21 protein-coding genes and 1 pseudogene are annotated in these 17,180 nt (G+C 35.4%); 17 read left to right on the forward strand and 5 right to left on the reverse strand.

Translation table 11 applies throughout. The features are described from left to right. Positions 1-51 precede the first annotated feature (51 nt). From pnp to dpaB, 6 genes and pseudogenes are all read left to right on the forward strand, one after another. Positions 52-2,205 (forward strand): polyribonucleotide nucleotidyltransferase, encoded by a 2,154-nt coding sequence (gene pnp / locus ABH960_RS11280; RefSeq protein ID WP_113936805.1) that lies wholly within the window; start codon positions 52-54, stop codon positions 2,203-2,205. Positions 2,206-2,359: 154 nt separating this feature from the next. Then, on the forward strand, positions 2,360-3,259 hold the full coding sequence (locus ABH960_RS11285) for a polysaccharide deacetylase family protein (RefSeq protein WP_113936806.1): 900 nt from the start codon (positions 2,360-2,362) through the stop codon (positions 3,257-3,259). An 86-nt stretch (positions 3,260-3,345) separates the two neighbouring features. After that, positions 3,346-4,587, forward strand: coding sequence for a M16 family metallopeptidase (locus ABH960_RS11290; protein ID WP_404445116.1), 1,242 nt, complete (start codon positions 3,346-3,348; stop codon positions 4,585-4,587). 135 nt (positions 4,588-4,722) lie between these two features. Further along, positions 4,723-4,971, forward strand: a complete 249-nt coding sequence (locus tag ABH960_RS11295; RefSeq protein ID WP_404445119.1) for a YlmC/YmxH family sporulation protein — start codon at positions 4,723-4,725, stop codon at positions 4,969-4,971. Positions 4,972-5,143: 172 nt separating this feature from the next. After that, on the forward strand, positions 5,144-6,046 hold the full coding sequence (gene dpaA, locus ABH960_RS11300) for a dipicolinic acid synthetase subunit A (protein WP_002128797.1): 903 nt from the start codon (positions 5,144-5,146) through the stop codon (positions 6,044-6,046). Next, a pseudogene (dpaB, locus tag ABH960_RS11305) lies at positions 6,043-6,468 on the forward strand (dipicolinate synthase subunit B); the annotation flags it as partial. The gene dpaA and the pseudogene dpaB, both read left to right, overlap by 4 nt. A 32-nt stretch (positions 6,469-6,500) precedes the next feature. Here dpaB and ABH960_RS11310 read toward each other — a convergent pair. The 5 genes from ABH960_RS11310 to ABH960_RS11330 form a co-directional block, all read right to left on the reverse strand. Beyond that, complete coding sequence (locus ABH960_RS11310) at positions 6,501-8,048, reverse strand: recombinase family protein (RefSeq protein ID WP_404445122.1); 1,548 nt, start codon at positions 8,046-8,048, stop codon at positions 6,501-6,503. A gap of 105 nt (positions 8,049-8,153) precedes the next feature. Further along, positions 8,154-8,492 carry a hypothetical protein gene (locus ABH960_RS11315; protein ID WP_404445125.1) on the reverse strand — a complete coding sequence of 113 codons (339 nt, stop codon included), beginning with the start codon at positions 8,490-8,492 and terminating at the stop codon, positions 8,154-8,156. 10 nt (positions 8,493-8,502) lie between these two features. Next, on the reverse strand, positions 8,503-10,374 hold the full coding sequence (locus ABH960_RS11320; RefSeq protein ID WP_404445128.1) for a DEAD/DEAH box helicase: 1,872 nt from the start codon (positions 10,372-10,374) through the stop codon (positions 8,503-8,505). A gap of 139 nt (positions 10,375-10,513) precedes the next feature. Beyond that, positions 10,514-10,942 carry an ImmA/IrrE family metallo-endopeptidase gene (locus ABH960_RS11325; protein WP_404445131.1) on the reverse strand — a complete coding sequence of 143 codons (429 nt, stop codon included), beginning with the start codon at positions 10,940-10,942 and terminating at the stop codon, positions 10,514-10,516. A 12-nt stretch (positions 10,943-10,954) separates the two neighbouring features. Beyond that, a complete protein-coding gene (locus tag ABH960_RS11330; RefSeq protein WP_404445134.1) occupies positions 10,955-11,392 on the reverse strand; it encodes a helix-turn-helix domain-containing protein in 438 nt (145 codons plus the stop codon). A 173-nt stretch (positions 11,393-11,565) separates the two neighbouring features. Here ABH960_RS11330 and ABH960_RS11335 point away from each other — a divergent pair, with 173 nt between their 5' ends. The 11 genes from ABH960_RS11335 (at position 11,566) to ABH960_RS11385 (ending at position 16,759) form a co-directional block, all read left to right on the forward strand. Then, complete coding sequence (locus ABH960_RS11335) at positions 11,566-11,757, forward strand: helix-turn-helix transcriptional regulator (RefSeq protein ID WP_404445136.1); 192 nt, start codon at positions 11,566-11,568, stop codon at positions 11,755-11,757. Positions 11,758-11,791: 34 nt separating this feature from the next. Continuing rightward, a complete protein-coding gene (locus ABH960_RS11340) occupies positions 11,792-12,040 on the forward strand; it encodes a hypothetical protein (RefSeq protein ID WP_404445139.1) in 249 nt (82 codons plus the stop codon). A 90-nt stretch (positions 12,041-12,130) separates the two neighbouring features. Then, the gene (locus ABH960_RS11345) at positions 12,131-12,718 is read left to right on the forward strand and encodes a sporulation sigma factor-processing peptidase (protein WP_088034505.1); all 588 of its coding nucleotides are present in this window, start codon (positions 12,131-12,133) and stop codon (positions 12,716-12,718) included. Between the two features lie 14 nt (positions 12,719-12,732). Then, a complete protein-coding gene (locus tag ABH960_RS11350) occupies positions 12,733-12,954 on the forward strand; it encodes a hypothetical protein (protein WP_018780945.1) in 222 nt (73 codons plus the stop codon). A 181-nt stretch (positions 12,955-13,135) separates the two neighbouring features. Further along, on the forward strand, positions 13,136-13,420 hold the full coding sequence (locus ABH960_RS11355; protein ID WP_404445142.1) for a hypothetical protein: 285 nt from the start codon (positions 13,136-13,138) through the stop codon (positions 13,418-13,420). Positions 13,421-13,520: 100 nt separating this feature from the next. Further along, positions 13,521-13,697 carry a hypothetical protein gene (locus ABH960_RS11360; RefSeq protein WP_404445145.1) on the forward strand — a complete coding sequence of 59 codons (177 nt, stop codon included), beginning with the start codon at positions 13,521-13,523 and terminating at the stop codon, positions 13,695-13,697. A 1-nt stretch (position 13,698) separates the two neighbouring features. Then, the gene (locus ABH960_RS11365) at positions 13,699-14,649 is read left to right on the forward strand and encodes a DnaD domain-containing protein (protein ID WP_404445148.1); all 951 of its coding nucleotides are present in this window, start codon (positions 13,699-13,701) and stop codon (positions 14,647-14,649) included. Further along, on the forward strand, positions 14,646-15,968 hold the full coding sequence (dnaB, locus tag ABH960_RS11370; protein WP_240380348.1) for a replicative DNA helicase: 1,323 nt from the start codon (positions 14,646-14,648) through the stop codon (positions 15,966-15,968). The genes ABH960_RS11365 and dnaB overlap by 4 nt, the downstream gene beginning before the upstream one ends. Before the next feature lie 2 nt (positions 15,969-15,970). Continuing rightward, positions 15,971-16,159, forward strand: a complete 189-nt coding sequence (locus tag ABH960_RS11375) for a hypothetical protein (protein ID WP_078177828.1) — start codon at positions 15,971-15,973, stop codon at positions 16,157-16,159. Next, on the forward strand, positions 16,134-16,496 hold the full coding sequence (locus ABH960_RS11380) for a cell division protein SepF (RefSeq protein WP_078177829.1): 363 nt from the start codon (positions 16,134-16,136) through the stop codon (positions 16,494-16,496). The genes ABH960_RS11375 and ABH960_RS11380 overlap by 26 nt, the downstream gene beginning before the upstream one ends. Positions 16,497-16,567: 71 nt before the next feature. Next, the gene (locus ABH960_RS11385; RefSeq protein ID WP_000512853.1) at positions 16,568-16,759 is read left to right on the forward strand and encodes a DUF3954 domain-containing protein; all 192 of its coding nucleotides are present in this window, start codon (positions 16,568-16,570) and stop codon (positions 16,757-16,759) included. Positions 16,760-17,180: the final 421 nt, after the last annotated feature.

A 17,180-nucleotide genomic window follows, 5' to 3' on the forward strand; every position in this document is an offset into this window, starting at 1 on the left:
TACCCATTTACATAGAAGAATTGAATATTTTAAATTGAGAGGGGTACTTAAATGAGTCAGGAAAAGCAAGTCTTCTCGATAGATTTAGCTGGTCGTCAGCTAACAATTGAAACAAGTCAGCTTGCAAAACAAGCAAACGGAGCAGTATTAGTAAGATATGGCGACACAGCAGTTCTATCTACAGCAACTGCATCAAAAGAGCCAAAAAATGTAGATTTCTTCCCGCTTACAGTAAACTATGAAGAGCGTTTATATGCAGTTGGAAAAATCCCAGGCGGTTTTATTAAGCGCGAAGGCCGTCCAAGTGAAAAAGCAATTTTAGCAAGTCGTTTAATTGACCGTCCAATCCGTCCACTTTTCGCAGATGGTTTCCGTAATGAAGTACAAGTTGTCAGCATCGTAATGAGTGTTGATCAAGACTGTTCTTCTGAGATGGCAGCTATGCTTGGTTCTTCATTAGCATTATCTATTTCAGATATTCCATTTGAAGGTCCAATCGCAGGTGCGACAGTTGGTCGTATTAATGGCGAGTTCGTTATTAATCCAACAGTAGAACAGCAAGAACAAAGTGATATGCACCTTGTTGTAGCTGGTACGAAAGATGCAATTAACATGGTTGAAGCAGGAGCGGATCAAGTACCTGAAGAAACAATGTTAGAAGCAATTATGTTTGGACACGATGAAATTAAACGTCTAATTGCATTCCAAGAAGAGATTGTACAAGCTGTCGGTAAAGAGAAAACAGCAGTGAAACTTTATGAAGTGGATGCTGATTTGAATCAAGCTGTACGTGAAATGGCTGAGACAGATATGCATTCTGCAATTCAAGTGCACGAAAAACATGCACGTGAAGATGCAATTAGCGTAGTGAAAAAGCGTGTAATTGAGCATTACGAAGCTCAGGAAGCTGATGCTGATACATTAGGACAAGTAAGTGAGATTTTATATAAAATTGTAAAAGAAGAAGTACGTCGTCTTATTACAGTTGAAAAAATCCGCCCAGATGGTCGTAAAGGTGACGAAATTCGTCCTTTAGCATCAGAGGTTGGCATTTTATCTCGTACACATGGTTCTGGTCTATTCACACGTGGACAAACGCAAGCATTAAGTATTTGTACATTAGGTGCATTAGGCGATGTGCAAATTTTAGATGGTCTAGGTGTAGAAGAGTCAAAACGCTTTATGCACCATTATAATTTCCCTTCATTTAGTGTTGGTGAAACAAGACCAATGCGTGGACCAGGTCGTCGTGAAATTGGTCACGGTGCACTAGGAGAACGTGCTCTTGAACCTGTACTTCCATCTGAAAAGGATTTCCCATATACAGTTCGTCTTGTATCTGAAGTATTAGAATCAAATGGTTCAACTTCACAAGCGAGTATTTGCGGTAGTACATTAGCGATGATGGATGCGGGTGTACCACTTAAAGCACCAGTTGCTGGTATTGCAATGGGTCTAGTGAAATCTGGTGAGCATTACACAATTTTAACAGATATTCAAGGAATGGAAGACCATTTAGGTGATATGGACTTTAAAGTAGCAGGTACTGCAAAAGGTGTAACTGCACTACAAATGGACATTAAAATCGATGGTTTATCTCGTGAGATTTTAGAAGAAGCATTACAACAAGCGAAAGTTGGTCGTATGCACATTTTAAATCACATGTTATCTGTTATCGCGGAACCTCGCATTGAGTTATCTGCGTATGCTCCGAAGATTATTACAATGGCAATTAACCCAGATAAAATTCGTGATGTTATTGGACCAAGTGGTAAACAGATCAATAAAATCATTGAAGAAACTGGCGTTAAAATTGACATCGAGCAAGATGGTACAGTATTCATTTCATCAATTAATCAAGAGATGAATGAAAAAGCGAAGAAAATTATCGAAGATATCGTTCGCGAAGTACAAGTAGGCGAAATCTACTTAGGAAAAGTTAAACGCGTTGAAAAATTCGGTGCGTTCGTTGAATTATTTAGCGGTAAAGATGGACTTGTTCACATTTCTGAACTTGCACTTGAGCGTGTAGGTAAGGTAGAAGACGTTGTGAAAATCGGTGATGAGATTTCAGTTAAAGTTATCGAGATTGACAAACAAGGTCGTGTAAACTTATCTAGAAAAGTATTGCTAAAAGAAGAGCAAGAAAAAGAAGCAGCTAAAGAAGAAGCAGCTAAAGAAGAAAACGCACAAGAGCAACAATAAGTGAAAGCCAGTTTAGCTGGCTTTTTTTGTTATGTAAAAAATGTGATTCATTTAGATTTTTATGTGAGTATAGGTATAGTTTTCATCATAACGCTCAAATTAACAAAGATAAGAAGAAAATGGTTTCTTTTTTATAGTTAATGGGAGGGTTTATATGAAAGCTCGTATATTAGCGTACATATTTATATTTTCTTTATATATGGGTTGTGGCTCTTATTCCGTTTTTGCGCAGGATAACTTGCATGAAGAGATTCAAAAGCATGTAAAACAGTATGAGATTATGCCGCAAAATGCGATGATTGATAAGATTTGGAAGGCGACGCCTGGGTATAATGGAAAACAAGTGGATATAGAAGCGTCCTATAATAATATGAAGAAAATCAAGAAGTTTGATCAAAAACAACTTGAATTTAAGGAAGTATCACCGAGTGTTCACTTAGAAGATTTACCACCAGCTCCCATTTATCGAGGACATCCACATAAAAAGATGGTGGGATTAACAATTAATGTGGCCTGGGGTAATGAGTATTTGCCACGTATATTAGAGATATTGAAAAAACATGATGTGAAGGCGACTTTCTTTTTAGAAGGACGCTGGGTGAAAGAAAACTTACGATTTGCCAAAATGATTGTTGATGCAAATCAAGAAGTAGGAAATCATTCTTACACACACCCTAATATGAAAACGCTGTCTACAGATGAAATACGAGATCAATTACAAAAAACGAATCGAATGATAGAAGCAGCTACAAATCAGAAAGTGAGATGGTTTGCTCCGCCAAGTGGAAGCTTTCGGGATGAGGTAGTAAAAATAGCGGATGATTTCCAAATGGGGACGATTATGTGGACTGTAGATACAATTGATTGGAAGCGGCCAGAACCGGGTGTGCTATTGCAGAGAGTAATGCGAAAAATACATCCAGGTGCTATTGTGCTAATGCATCCTACTTCATCTACAACAGAAGCGCTAGATACTATGATTAAAAATTTAAAGGAACAAGGATATAAAGTGGGGAATATTACAGAATTACTAGATGAAAAACGTGTGGATTAAATACATTTGCATGACATTCATCTCTAAACTTGTTATCATTAAATAATAGCAATTATTTAGAGAAACTGGCATTAGGAGGAAAGTTTTTGATTAAAAAATATACGTGTAAAAATGGTGTAAGAATTGTTATGGAGAATATACCAACTGTACGCTCGGTTGCGATTGGTATATGGATCCACGCAGGTTCAAGAAATGAAAATGAAAAAAATAATGGGGTTTCGCACTTTTTGGAACATATGTTCTTTAAAGGGACAGAAACGCGAAGTGCAAGAGAGATTGCAGAATCATTTGATAGCATTGGTGGACAAGTAAATGCTTTTACTTCAAAAGAATATACATGTTACTATGCGAAAGTGCTAGATGAGCATGCTAAATATGCATTAGATGTTTTAGCAGATATGTTCTTTAATTCAACATTTGATGAGGAAGAGCTGAAAAAAGAGAAGAATGTTGTATGTGAAGAAATAAAAATGTACGAAGATGCGCCAGATGATATTGTGCATGATATGTTAACGAAAGCGACATATGAAACGCATCCGCTTGGATATCCTATTTTAGGAACAGAAGAAACGCTTGAAACATTTACAGGTGATACGTTACGTCAATATATGAAAGATCATTACACACCTGAAAATGTTGTTGTATCAATTGCAGGGAATATTGATGAAGCATTTTTACAAACTGTAGAGCAATATTTCGGTAGTTACGAAGGGACAACAAATCGTGAACAAGTACATAGCCCAATTTTCCATTTCAATAAAGTAGCACGTAAGAAGGAAACAGAACAAGCTCATTTATGTTTAGGATATAAAGGCTTGCAAATGGGACACGAAGATATTTATAACTTAATTGTATTAAATAATGTTTTAGGCGGTAGTATGAGTAGCCGTTTATTCCAAGAAGTACGTGAGCAACGTGGGTTAGCGTACTCAGTATTTTCTTACCATTCTTCTTATGAAGATACAGGTATGTTAACACTTTACGGTGGAACAGGTAGTAAACAATTAGATACACTGTATGAAACAATGCAAGAAACGTTAAATACGTTGAAAAATACAGGTATTACAGAAAAAGAGCTTGTTAACAGTAAAGAACAATTAAAAGGAAACTTAATGTTAAGTTTAGAAAGTACGAATAGTCGTATGAGCCGTAATGGTAAAAACGAATTGCTTCTTCGTAAACATCGTTCTCTTGATGAGATTATTGAAAGTGTAAACACTGTAACAAAGCAAAATGTAGACGAGTTAATTCGCAATATGTTTACCGATGAATTCTCTGCGGCACTTATTAGTCCGGATGGAAAACTGCCAAAAGGAATGAAAATTTAATCGATCTTGTAATTCATTCGCTTTCGGAAATAACCGTATCTCTTTTATATGAGATACGGTTATTTTTTTTATATATGCAGAATAGGTACTTATTATAGGATAACCTTCATAAAAAGTAGGATAGGGGGAGATTTAATGCGTTTAAGTGAATTAAGTGGCAAAGAGATTGTGGATTTAGAAAGAGCAGAAAAAATGGGAGTTTTAGGTCATGTAGATTTAGAAATTGATGAGAGAGATGGAAAAATACAAGCGCTTATTATACCTGCTGGGAAATGGGGAGGTTTTAAAAGAGAACAGCAAGAAGTGAGAGTAGAATGGAGCAAAATAAAGAAGGTTGGAAATGATATGATACTTTGCGATCTTACGAACCATTCAAGATCATAGTGAAAGATGACCATTTTGGTTGTCTTTTTTTTATCTTTATATAAAGAAAATAAATCACGTGTGCTTTTTGTTTTTCAATCACCTCAAACGCGTACATTACATATGATGTGGAGGAAAAAGAAAAAGTAGGCATTTTTCTTATAAATGAAAGAAAAAGAAGGTGAATTAGGGAATGTTGACTGAGATGCATATTGCTGTCATAGGAGGAGATGCACGGCAGCTAGAAGTAATTCGCAAGCTAGTCGAACTGGACGCGAAACTTTCATTAATAGGGTTTGAACAGTTAGATCATGGCTTCACAGGGGCAGCAAAGGAAAGTATACAAGATTTAAATTTCACTTCTTTAGATGCGATTATTTTGCCGGTTGCAGGGACGAATGCCAGAGGAGAAGTAGATACTATTTTTTCAAATGAAAAAGTTTCCATAACGAAAGAACAAATTGAAAAGACGCCAGAAAACTTCACTATATATTCAGGTATTGGTACACCTTACTTGGAAAATCTCGTAGCTACTACAAATCGCAAACTTGTAAAATTATTTGATCGTGATGATGTTGCAATCTATAACTCTATTCCGACCGTAGAAGGTACACTAATGATGGTTATTCAACATACTGATTACACAATTCATGGATCGAATGTAATGGTTTTAGGATTTGGTAGAACTGGTATGAGTGTTGCAAGAGCCTTTCAATCATTAGGAGCACATGTCAAAGTTGGAGCGAGACGTTCGGAACATATTGCTCGTATTACAGAAATGATGTTTTCTCCTTTTCATATGCAAGACATAGAGAAAGAAGTAGGTAATATCGATATTGTTATTAATACAATTCCGCATCTCGTTGTGACAGCGAATGTTATTTCAAAAATGCCAGCTCATACGCTAGTTATTGATTTAGCTTCTAAGCCAGGTGGCACGGACTTTCGCTATGCGGAGAAGCGTGGAGTGAAGGCACTATTAGCACCTGGTCTTCCTGGGATTGTTGCACCGAAAACAGCAGGACAAATATTAGCGAATGTTCTTTCTCAGTTATTAATAGCAGATGCAATCGCAAAGGAGGATGATGAGAAATGAGTTTGAAGGGAAAACGAATTGGTTTCGGATTTACAGGCTCACATTGTACGTATGAAGAAGTTATGCCACATTTAGAGAAGTTAATTGCAGAAGGTGCAGAAGTACGTCCCGTTGTTTCTTATACTGTCCAATCAACAAATACTAGATTTGGCGAAGGGGAAGAATGGATTAAAAAGATCGAAGAAATAACCGGTTTTAAGGCAATTAATTCAATCGTTGGCGCAGAGCCACTAGGACCGAAAATTCCACTAGATTGCATGGTGATTGCACCACTAACAGGGAATTCGATGAGTAAATTTGCAAATGCAATGACAGACTCTCCAGTATTAATGGCAGCAAAAGCGACGCTTAGAAATGGGAAGCCTGTCGTGTTAGCTGTTTCGACGAATGATGCTTTAGGGCTTAATGGAGTAAATCTAATTACACCAACAAGGTGACGACAAAGCACGAACGCTTATATGTCGCCATCTTGAGGGAGCTTAGGGTAAAGCACAAGTTCGAAATCATCAAGTCTTTGCCACTTTTCTTTCTTATAAACAGCCTTTTCTAAAACCGATTTTAGGAGGCTGTTTTTCTTTTTCGGATCATCTGTTTTGAGGTACAGATCAAGAACATGCTCCACTTGAGGTATTGTATCTTTCTTCACCTTTTCCTTTTTGATTTCTGTTTTAATTTCTTTCTTTAATTTTTCCATCGTTGTAGTAATTTCATTAATACGATCAGAAACTACATTCGAACGTTCTAAAAACATATCGACAGTGTAAACACCACGCTCTAATAAATCATGCAAATTATTTTTTTGTTTTTGGACATCCACCAATTCTTTTTCAAGCTTTCGTAATGCAACCTCATTCATTTGAATAACTTGCGTTTCTTTCAATTTATCATCTTGCTTATGTTTTTCAAAATCAGCTTTATAATTGATGTACCATTCTTTTAAAGCCTCGAGTAAACGCTTCTCAATTAACTCAGTATAACTTGATTTATTTTCACAACCACGGTGTTTACAATCCATAGCTTCTTTTCGGTTTTTCGGATAACGTTGGACCATACTGTAACCACATTTACCGCATTTAATAATACCAGCCAGTGGATTCTTTATTCCGTTCGTATTGTAAGGAACGTGATACCTTGAATTTAATTTTTCTTGTACTTGTTCAAATAAACTTTCTGAGATAATAGGCTCATGCTTTCCATCAGCAATAATCCAATCTGATTTATCTTGCCTTGCACAACTACGTTTCACAGCATCAGGGCGTTTTACTTCTTTTCGTTTTTGCCACGTTACTTTTCCGATGTACACATTGTTTTTTAATATATCCAAGATGCTATAAGGGTTCCATTCATTTCCTAACTTACTTTTGTAGCCAAGATCATTTAACTTGCCCCTAATTGCATTCGCACCCATATCCTCATTTGCATACCAATCAAATATCATTCTTACGACAGAAGCTTCTTCTGAATTAATTGTTAACGTACGCTCTCGCTTATTTAAACGATGAATATCATATCCGAATGGTGCATGTGTGCCGAGGTAATTTCCAGCCTCTACGCTTGCGATACGTCCTCGTTGCATACGACGAGTAATAATCTTTAACTCCTTACGCGCCATAAACGCTTCAAATTCGCTGTATTCTTCGTCCCACTCATCATTAAGGTCATAAGTCTTCCTAGGCGTCATAATCTTCGTATTCGAGCGTTTAAACGTCTCTAAAATGATTCCTTGCTCTTTCATACCACCACGACCTAAACGGTCCATATCCATACAAAGAACAACATCATATTTATTATCTTCAATTTCTTCAAGCAGTGCTAACATCTCAGGCCGTTTCACTAAGCTCTCACCTGAAACGATTTCCTCGCGGACAGAAAGAACATTTAAATTCATTTCCTTGGCAATTTTCAGCAGGGTAGTGCGGTGCTTTGCTAAAGTTTCGCCTTCGCCACGTGCTTCGGCTTCGAGGTCGGCGCGGGACTTACGTAGGTAGATAGCGGTGTTCATAATAGGGCAGTCCTCCTTAAATAATATTAATTATACGAAAAGGAATTAGGATAAAGAAGTAAGTATGTTTAATTAAAAAAGAAAAAGCTCCAATGAATGGAGCTTTTATGCATAATTTGTAATTGCTATATTCTCATTTGGATTTATGATTTTAATCTTGTTGATGATGGATTGAATTTCTGCATTTCTATCATAAATTATACTCTCTTTGCCAAATTCATTCATAATAGCTTTTTGTAAGAAATCCTTAGAGTCAAAGTAGTAAGTTGCTCTTATTATTTGATTAAGATCTTTAAAAGTTAAATCTACTTTCGTCCCATTTTCATTATAAGAAAAATTCACACCAACATAATCGGGGTCTTTAGCATTTTCTAATAAGTCTTTAGGGAATACAGGATTAAGATAAATTGCTTTCCACAATTGATTACGCAATTGATTGATCATTTATTTCACCTCATATTATTGATTCTATTAATTTACACAGATAAGGAATTAAATCATTATCTAGGTAATTGTCCGCAAAATTATAATCATTAATTGTCCATAAATCTCTGTCACTAAATCTCTTCTTCAATTCGTTATTAAGGAAAATAACAATTATAGCATCATTTGTTCCTTTATCCAATATCCATTTATCTTTAAATGGAAGCTTAGTCAGTTCTGTTCCTTTTGTGTCCAAATCATATTCTTGAAGCAAAGAAGCTGGTAAATCATATTGGATCTTTTGATTAAATTCTTCTCGTAATGTTAATCTATACTTTTTAGGATTATTAATCAATGGATTAAACTCATAATCTTGAGTCTCTTCATTAATTAAACGTCGTAATTCAGACTCACTTGCTTTTTTGAATGTTTTTCTAAGATCTGCAATTTTTTGTTGTATTTCTTTCTCATGCTCTTCATACTTTTGAGCAGCTAATGTGTATTCGTAGTATTCCGTACTAAAATACAGTTCTCCTTCAGCTGCAATTTTTCCTACATCTTTTGTATTTTTAGATATTTCTTTTTCTAATTTTTTTTCTTTAGATTCGTGTTTTTTTACAGCCTCTAGGATAGCGCAATATTCTTTTTCTTTCTTGTATTCCTCCCATAATTTATCTAAGCCTAGCTCTTTATGAGCAATAACCACACCAATATTATCTGAAGGATTTGTACTTTCTTCGTCAGGTATTCTTCTTAAGATTCTACCTATGAATTGTGAATATGGTGCTAAGCTTCTATATGGTCTAAAAATAGCCGCAATAGATAAGTAAGGGTGGTCATATCCTTCTCCTAGCATTGCAACGTGTATTACAACATCAGTCTGATGACTCTCAATCATACGAAATGCTTCAATTTTATCGCCTTTTTTCATTTTACTATGGACAATAACTGTTCTTAATCCTGTTTGTTCATATAATTTTTTTACATCTTCAGCATGTTTTATACTACAACAAACAGCAATGATTTTATGTGGCACTTTATCTTCTTGTGTTTTTTCTTTCCAGTGTTCTATGCTGGAATCTACAATTTGTTGATTACATGCATCAGAAAGGGCTACACTACGTGAGATATAATCTTCATCTCTAATGCCGAGCTCTCTAATTTCTTCTAACGTATATGTTTGTGATGGATCATTATCTAAAGTTAAATATAACTTTTCTGGTTTAAGTACAAAGTTTTTTAAAGTTTTTACAATGCCTTCATTCATTGCTTGTCCTAAACGATAATTTACAATAATTTTACCTTCAATTTCTTTACGGTCAGTTCGGAATGGCGTACCCGTAACTTTTAGTACCTTGGCATTTTTAAAGTAATTTAATGCATCTTGCCAGGTCTTAGCTGGAGAATGGTGTGCCTCATCGATGATAATCATGTCAAAGAAATTTTCATCAACTTTATTTAATAAAGATTTTCTATAATGGGCTGATAGTTTGTGAATGTTCAAAATTACAATGTTACTATTATGTAATTCTTCATCTAGAGTTTTATTATCGTACTCAAGAACTACAGGAAGATTTGGAAAATCCTTAAACACATGATGTTTCAACCAAAAATTACTTGGTGAAGATGGATCAAGAGAATCTACTACATGATCTTTAATGACTAATTGAGGAGTTATAATAAGCACTCTTCCCTTTGATATACCGAATGGAGCTATTGCCATAACACCGGTTTTACCTGATCCAGTAGGTAAAATAGCTACAGCCGGTTGTTTGGATTTTTCCAATAAAAAGTGATTGGCAATTTTTGCATATGACTGAATTTGTGCTTTTCTTAAGCTAGAATTATCTAAAATATTTGGTTCAGGTATTACCTCAGTAAAATAACGTTCATTAAATTTCATGGTTACTTCCTCCTAAGTAGTTTGTGTAAAAATTATATTAAATCGAAAACTATTAAATATTTAAAAAATAGTTCCGATGAAAATATTCGTATAATTTCGAAATATAAAATGGTAAATTGAATGGATTTTTAAAACGGTGTTAATAGGTTTTTAGGCGAGCAAATCCTTTTGGGATACCGTGAATTTCTGCAATTTCTTGAATAGATAGTTGTGTGTTTTGGTAAGTAGAAATCATTTCATCAGTAAGTAACAACTCAACTGCAAATGTATTTGCTTCAATTTCTAAGCAATCTATAGAAAAAAATGTTTGGTTACGCAAGAAGGGGGTATTTGCTTTAGGATGAAGTAAAGCATGCCCTAATTCGTGCGCGCAAACAAAGCGTTGGATGATTTCCTCAATTTGATTATTAATATGAATGAATTTAAAGCGTTTATATGTGTTGTAAAAACCAAGAGTATTCCCAAGGTCTTCAAACAACACTATAATATTTTTTCGTTTAGCGATTTCGAATGGATTTATTGTTTCATGTTTTTTTGCGATTTTGAGTACATATTCTTTAATGTCCATTTCTCGCTCCGTTCAATCTTTTTTATACTTGTTTGGAGCGAATTTTTGCTTGGCAAGTTGTTTTGCCATGCGCATAGAATTTTCCAGAGAGATACGAATCATTTCCTTTGTATGTTCATCGATAGGTTCACCATCGAACATAAGAGCATCCTCACTATTTTCTAGGTCTTCTAAAGTTTTTTCCAAGTCCCTTGCAATATCACGTTCCTCTTTAATCGATAAATTAGATGGCTTATTAGATACCATTTCTTTTGTTTGTGTCCTATCTAATAAATAATCTGTTGATACTTCAAAAAAATCTGCGATTTTCTTTAAGGTATCATAATCTGGTTCACGCTGACCTTGCTCATAATTAGCTAATTTTCCTCTTGAAAAGCCCAAGCGATCAGCGAGCTCATATTGACTTAGTTTTTGTTTTTTCCTAAGTTCCGAAATCTTTTTTCCAAGCATAAATTCTTCCTTCTTTCTAAATAAGAATAGGTGCTTTTTTCTTAATTATAGAAACGTTTAGTTTCTAAATCTACAAAGGAAACAAAAAGTTTCTAATAAATATTGACAGAAACATTTCGTTTCTTTATATTAGAGGTATAAGGAAACAAAATGTTTCTTTAGGAGGTGCCATAGTGGATAAAAAAAGAAATAAAATGATTGAGTTTAGAAGCGGTCAATCAAGATTAGTCGTAGCAAAGAAGTTAAAAATTACTCCTCAAATGTTAGGAGCAATTGAGCGTGGTGATAGGACACCTTCATTAGAATTAGCCAAAAGAATAGCTAATTTTTATAAAACTACAATTGATGATCTTTTTTTTAGTTAAAAAGGAAACGAAATGTTTCTGTGGAGGTGGGAGAATGTCAACATTTCAAGTGGCAGTACCAGTAGATCGGCAGCATAAACATATAAAAAGCACTTCAAGAGGTGACACCATGAGCCAACAAGAAGAATATGCGGCGACTTATGAATTTGGAAAAACGAAAGTCCATGTTGTGGCTCCTGAGCCAAAACCGCAAAAGGATATTGATAAACTCCTTCAAGCATATTACAAGGCTGGTTGGGCCATCATCAAAGAAATACAAGTGAAAGAAAACATTGAGGAATAGTTCCTCTCTTTTTACATGAATAATAGACAAGTTATGTATGTACTAAATTCATTGTAACCATTTGAAAACTAAATATGGAGGCGAACAGATATGGGAACAAGCATATACTGCAATTCAGCAATAGGGGAATTATTACAGAATGCTAGAGAATGTTGTGATAATGTTCAGCTGAAAACGAAGAAAGGACTATCTAAGTACCTTGGCATTACACATGAACGCTTAACTCGTATTGAATCTGGACTTTCTAAACCAGAATTTGAACTTGCGATGGATTGGTGCCATGCAACAGGGGCAAAGTTGAATCAGCAAGCAATTAAACATATTTATGGTGTTGGGCTACCCCCTACAGATCCACGATTAACTCAAGATGTAAATCTACAATTGATGAACTACATTAAACAGGCTGAAGAGGGGATTATGGCAGCAAAGGAAATCATGAACTTACAAGTTGCAACAAGGTCATGGAAGCTTGATGAAAAAAAGAAACATGAATATGCAGTTCATGCAAAAGAAATCTTCGATACAATCCAAGCTACTCAATGTGTAGTACAAGCTCTTGAGCAAGTTCATTTTGGCATTATGGAACAAATACAAAGAAGTTGGTTGCAAAAGGCTATGGCGGAGAACGTTATTATTCAATCGGTGGATAGCTTAATGACTTTAACAAAAGTTTTGTAAAGGAGGAAATGTAAATGACAGTAGATTACAAGAATCCAAGTTTAAGAGAATATAAGGAACTAATTCGTTATGATGCAAAGTTAACTGGTGAAATAAAAATAGCTAAAACATTTGGTGATGATAAAAAGTCGGGAGAATTACAACAAGAGAAAAAGTTAGTGGGAATTCGAATCAAAATTATTGAGGCATCATTTACTTTAAAACATAAATGGGCAAAAGAAAAAGCTACCGCCTGAGAACAGTAGCTGGCAATATATTTCACAAAAAAATTATACCATTTTATTAATCATTTGGACAAGCCACTGTGCTTGTCGTTATGACTAGAAAGGGATTGTTCCTCCTTATACCCCTACAATGCTCCTTTCTAGTTGTAACGATGCGTACAGCATCAATTCAAACAGAAAAGAGGCGTAATTCATGACACATAAATACGATCGTCTTCATGATCTAGTTCTTCCAGGAGACTTTTCATTTGCGAATAAACTTCATAACTGTATGGTTGCATGTATTCATAACATGTTTTATGCAAAATCAGCCGAAGAATCAAATCGCTGGGAAGAAGAACTGGAGCGATGTATGAAAGAATTTAAAATGCTTCGTGATACAAAAGAAGAACATGAGGCTTCGATGAGCTATCGTGTAGTGATTAAAGATTTAAGAGCAAGGGGAGTTAACGCTTCGTTAGTAACACGTAGAAAATAAAAAATCTATCACTTAGCAGAGTGATAGATAAATGGTTTTGCAAAAGATCTTAGGATTAATTATATCAAATTAGCATTCGTATAACAACGGGGTGTATTGCATGCTTTTAGACAAGTCATTACATAGAGTGTTGCTGAATCCTAAAGTGTTTCAACAAGCAACATCAATGCAACACCTAATTTACTTAGTAAAACAATATCTCAAAACAGGATATAAGAATTATCGCTTATTACGTGTAGAGGACGGATTTGCGATATGTAAACGGGAGGATGAATAATATGGCAGTTTATAGACCAGTACACGTTTCATTTTGGCAGGATTCATTTGTTTTAGATCTTACACCGGAGGAGAAGTATTTCTACTTATATTTGATGACAAACAGTAAGACGTCTCAATCAGGAATCTATGAGCTTCCACTTCGTATTATTGAAACCGATACAGGATATAACCGTGAAACTGTTATGAAGCTACTAGAACGTTTTGCTGAGTACGGAAAAATTAATTACAACCAAAAAACAAAAGAGTTGTTCTTAATCAACTGGTTGAAATTCAATCCGATTAAAAATGTAAACATTGAAAAGTGTGTTTTAAAAGAGATTCAATCTGTGAAGGACCAAGATTTTTTAGCTGATTTCTATGAAACGTGTTTGCAATTAGAACGTGAACAAGATTTCAAAATCCCTCGTATCAAGGAGTATTTATCAGTCCGTTTGGAGGGGCTTATAAGGGGCTTCCAAGACCCTAGCAAGGAAGAAGAAAAAGAAAAAGAAGAAGAAAAAGAACAACAACAACAAGAACGCGCAGGCGTGGAAGAAGTTGTTGAGGTTAATCCGATTTCTTTTTACGAACAAAACTTCGGACTGATTACACCTTTTATTGCAGATGGTATTCACGCTTGGATAGATGATTTAAATGCAGAGCTCGTTGTAAAAGCTATGGAAATTGCTTTAGAGAAGAATACGAGAAACATGAATTACGTAAATACTATTTTACGAGATTGGCACCTTAAAGGATTGAAAACAGTAGCAGATGTTGAGGTGGCTGATCAAGCGTTTCGCGCTCAACGATTAACAAAAGGGCAACAATTGACTCAAGCTCCTTATCACCAAAAAGGCTTATCGGAATCTACTAAAAACGTAATTCAGCAGCAAGAATCATGGGAAAAGAACATTCCAACGGATGAAGAACTTGCAGCACTTAATCAACAAAATGGGTGGATGGTTCAATGAGTAACGATATGATTCGTAACGCAGAAGCCGAACAAAGTGTTTTAGGTAGCATTATCCAAGAAGGCGATTTAATTAAAGATTGCCAGCTAAAAACAAAACAGTTTTCTTTACCAACACATCAAGTGATTTTTAAAGCGATGAGAGAGTTAGAGGATGCTGAGGTTCCAATAGATCTTGTCGCTCTCATGGGGAAATTCGATGAAAGCTTTATGAACCAAATTGGCGGAATTGGATTCTTTGTAAACTTGACAGAAGTTGTTACCACAACAAAAAACTTTTCGTATCACGAAGGTTTAGTAATTGAGGCGTGGAAGATGCGACATGCTCAAGAGGTTGCTGGTAACTTATATAATCGTCTTCAGCATGAAAGAGATATAAGTGCTATTAGTACATCGATTGATGAATTAAGTGCCATTGAGGAAACTGGTTATTCAGATGAATTTAATCTAAAGGAAACCCTAGTTGATCTGTATAAGAATATGCAAATTGATGTAGGAGATTTAACCGGTATACCAACTGGTTATGACGACTTAAACAGAATGACAGCAGGACTACAAGAAGGCGATTTAATTATTGTCGGTGCCCGTCCTTCGATGGGGAAAACAGCATTTGTATTAAACATTGCTTTCCATGCAGCGAGTGCTCATACAGCAACAGGCGTCTTTTCGCTAGAGATGGGAGAAGAACAGTTGCTTAAGCGGATGATCTCAAGTACCGGAAATATAGATGCTACAAAATTAAAGAATCCTAAAAAACTATGTAATTTAAAGGATTGGGAAAAGATTAGCCAAGCAATGGGGTTAATAAATGATTTGCCGTTAGAAATATACGATAAAGCCAATGTAACGATGCAAGAGATTTACGCAAAGACTAGGAAACTAAAGCGCAAATATCCAGACAAAAAGGTGCTAGTCGCAATAGATTACCTGCAGCTTATTGTAGGTGACACAAAACATAGAGGAAATCGTATGCAAGAGATTGGTGAGATTAGTCGTAAGCTAAAACTTATGGCAAGAGAGCTAAATGTATGTGTGGTTGCATTATCGCAGTTAAGTCGTGCTGTTGAAAGTAGGCAAGATAAAAGGCCGCTACTCTCAGACCTACGTGAGAATGGTCAAATTGAGCAAGATGCGGATTTGATTGCATTCTTATATCGTGAAGATTATTACGACCGCGAAACAGAAAATAAAAACATAACGGAAATTATTTTAGCGAAACAGAGGAATGGCCCAGTTGGTGTTGTTGAACTAGCATTCATTAAAGAATTTAGTAAGTTTGTAAATTTAGAGAGAAAGTTCAATCATCAACAGGAGGCTTAATCATGTTGTTACGTCAGGAAGTAGAACATAGAAAACTAGCAATCATTCGTAAACTATTGGGATTAGGATTAACTGAAATTAACGGACAAACATTAGATCAACTAACGTTAACGCAGCTTGAAGGAATCTTAATTGCAAGCTTGCAGGTATTGGAGGGGAAAAACAATGCCAAAGCAATTAACAATTTTTGAAGTGGAACCAGTTGTATCATTTGATCCTAAGAAAGCTCATATTCACCGTTTGAATTCAAAATTACGGTATGCAGATGTGGTTGTGCAAATACCACGTCAAGCCAAAGCGATTGATGAATTAAAACCAACGGCAGCGCCTGATGAGCGTTATGAGTTATTTGAAGATTACACAATTGGAATTTGGCGTTATAAGCGAGTGGAGGATAAACAATTTGATTGGGAAGAAGCAGAAGAAATGTGTAAGCGAGCAAGGGACAGCAAAGAGCCGATTCCAATACGGCTTCATTTATCACTTGAACAATCATTTGTTCCAGAAAATGTTGTGCGATATTTGTAGACAAACAAAAAAGCCGAGACTGCTCCCGACTCACTTCGACAAAGTAATTATAACATATGGGAGTGATCTTGGTGGGAATTAGAAAAGAAAATCTTGTAGAAATGACAGCTGAAATAGATTTGAAAATAAACGGAATATATGTCGTTAAAAATGGTCAAGTCCAACTAATAGAACCACCTCAAGGTGGATTTGGTGAACAATCATTTGTATATCAAAGTGGAAAAGTAATTCGTATGGAAGAACGAAAAACACAGTTACTTTAATCAAATTTGAATTTTGTTAAGAAATATGACTTCAAGCAACGATAATTAAATGGGAAAAAGAGCATCATAACTGAAATGAAAAAGCCCTGCACACAGGGCATCTAAAAAGATACCTTAGCAATAACGACGACTAGGGGGATGTATTAACTAAGGTATCTGGATGGATGGTTACATACTAAGTATGCAATCAAGAGCATTGTTGAATGTATTGGGTTATTCAACAAGTTCAGAATAACATGAAATTTCCGCTAATTCATCCGGTAAATTTGTCCAAAAAAGATGCTTCTATAAAAGTTTTTCACCTAAGAAATGGATTCATAGATCTTAACAAAAGCGTTATTTGTGCGACACGTTTCCTCATAAGTGTGCAAACACGAAATAGGAGGGTTATCAATTTGATAACAACAACTGATTGACTGAA

This window comes from Bacillus sp. RC252 (assembly GCF_044909215.1).
GTDB lineage: Bacteria > Bacillota > Bacilli > Bacillales > Bacillaceae_G > Bacillus_A > Bacillus_A mycoides.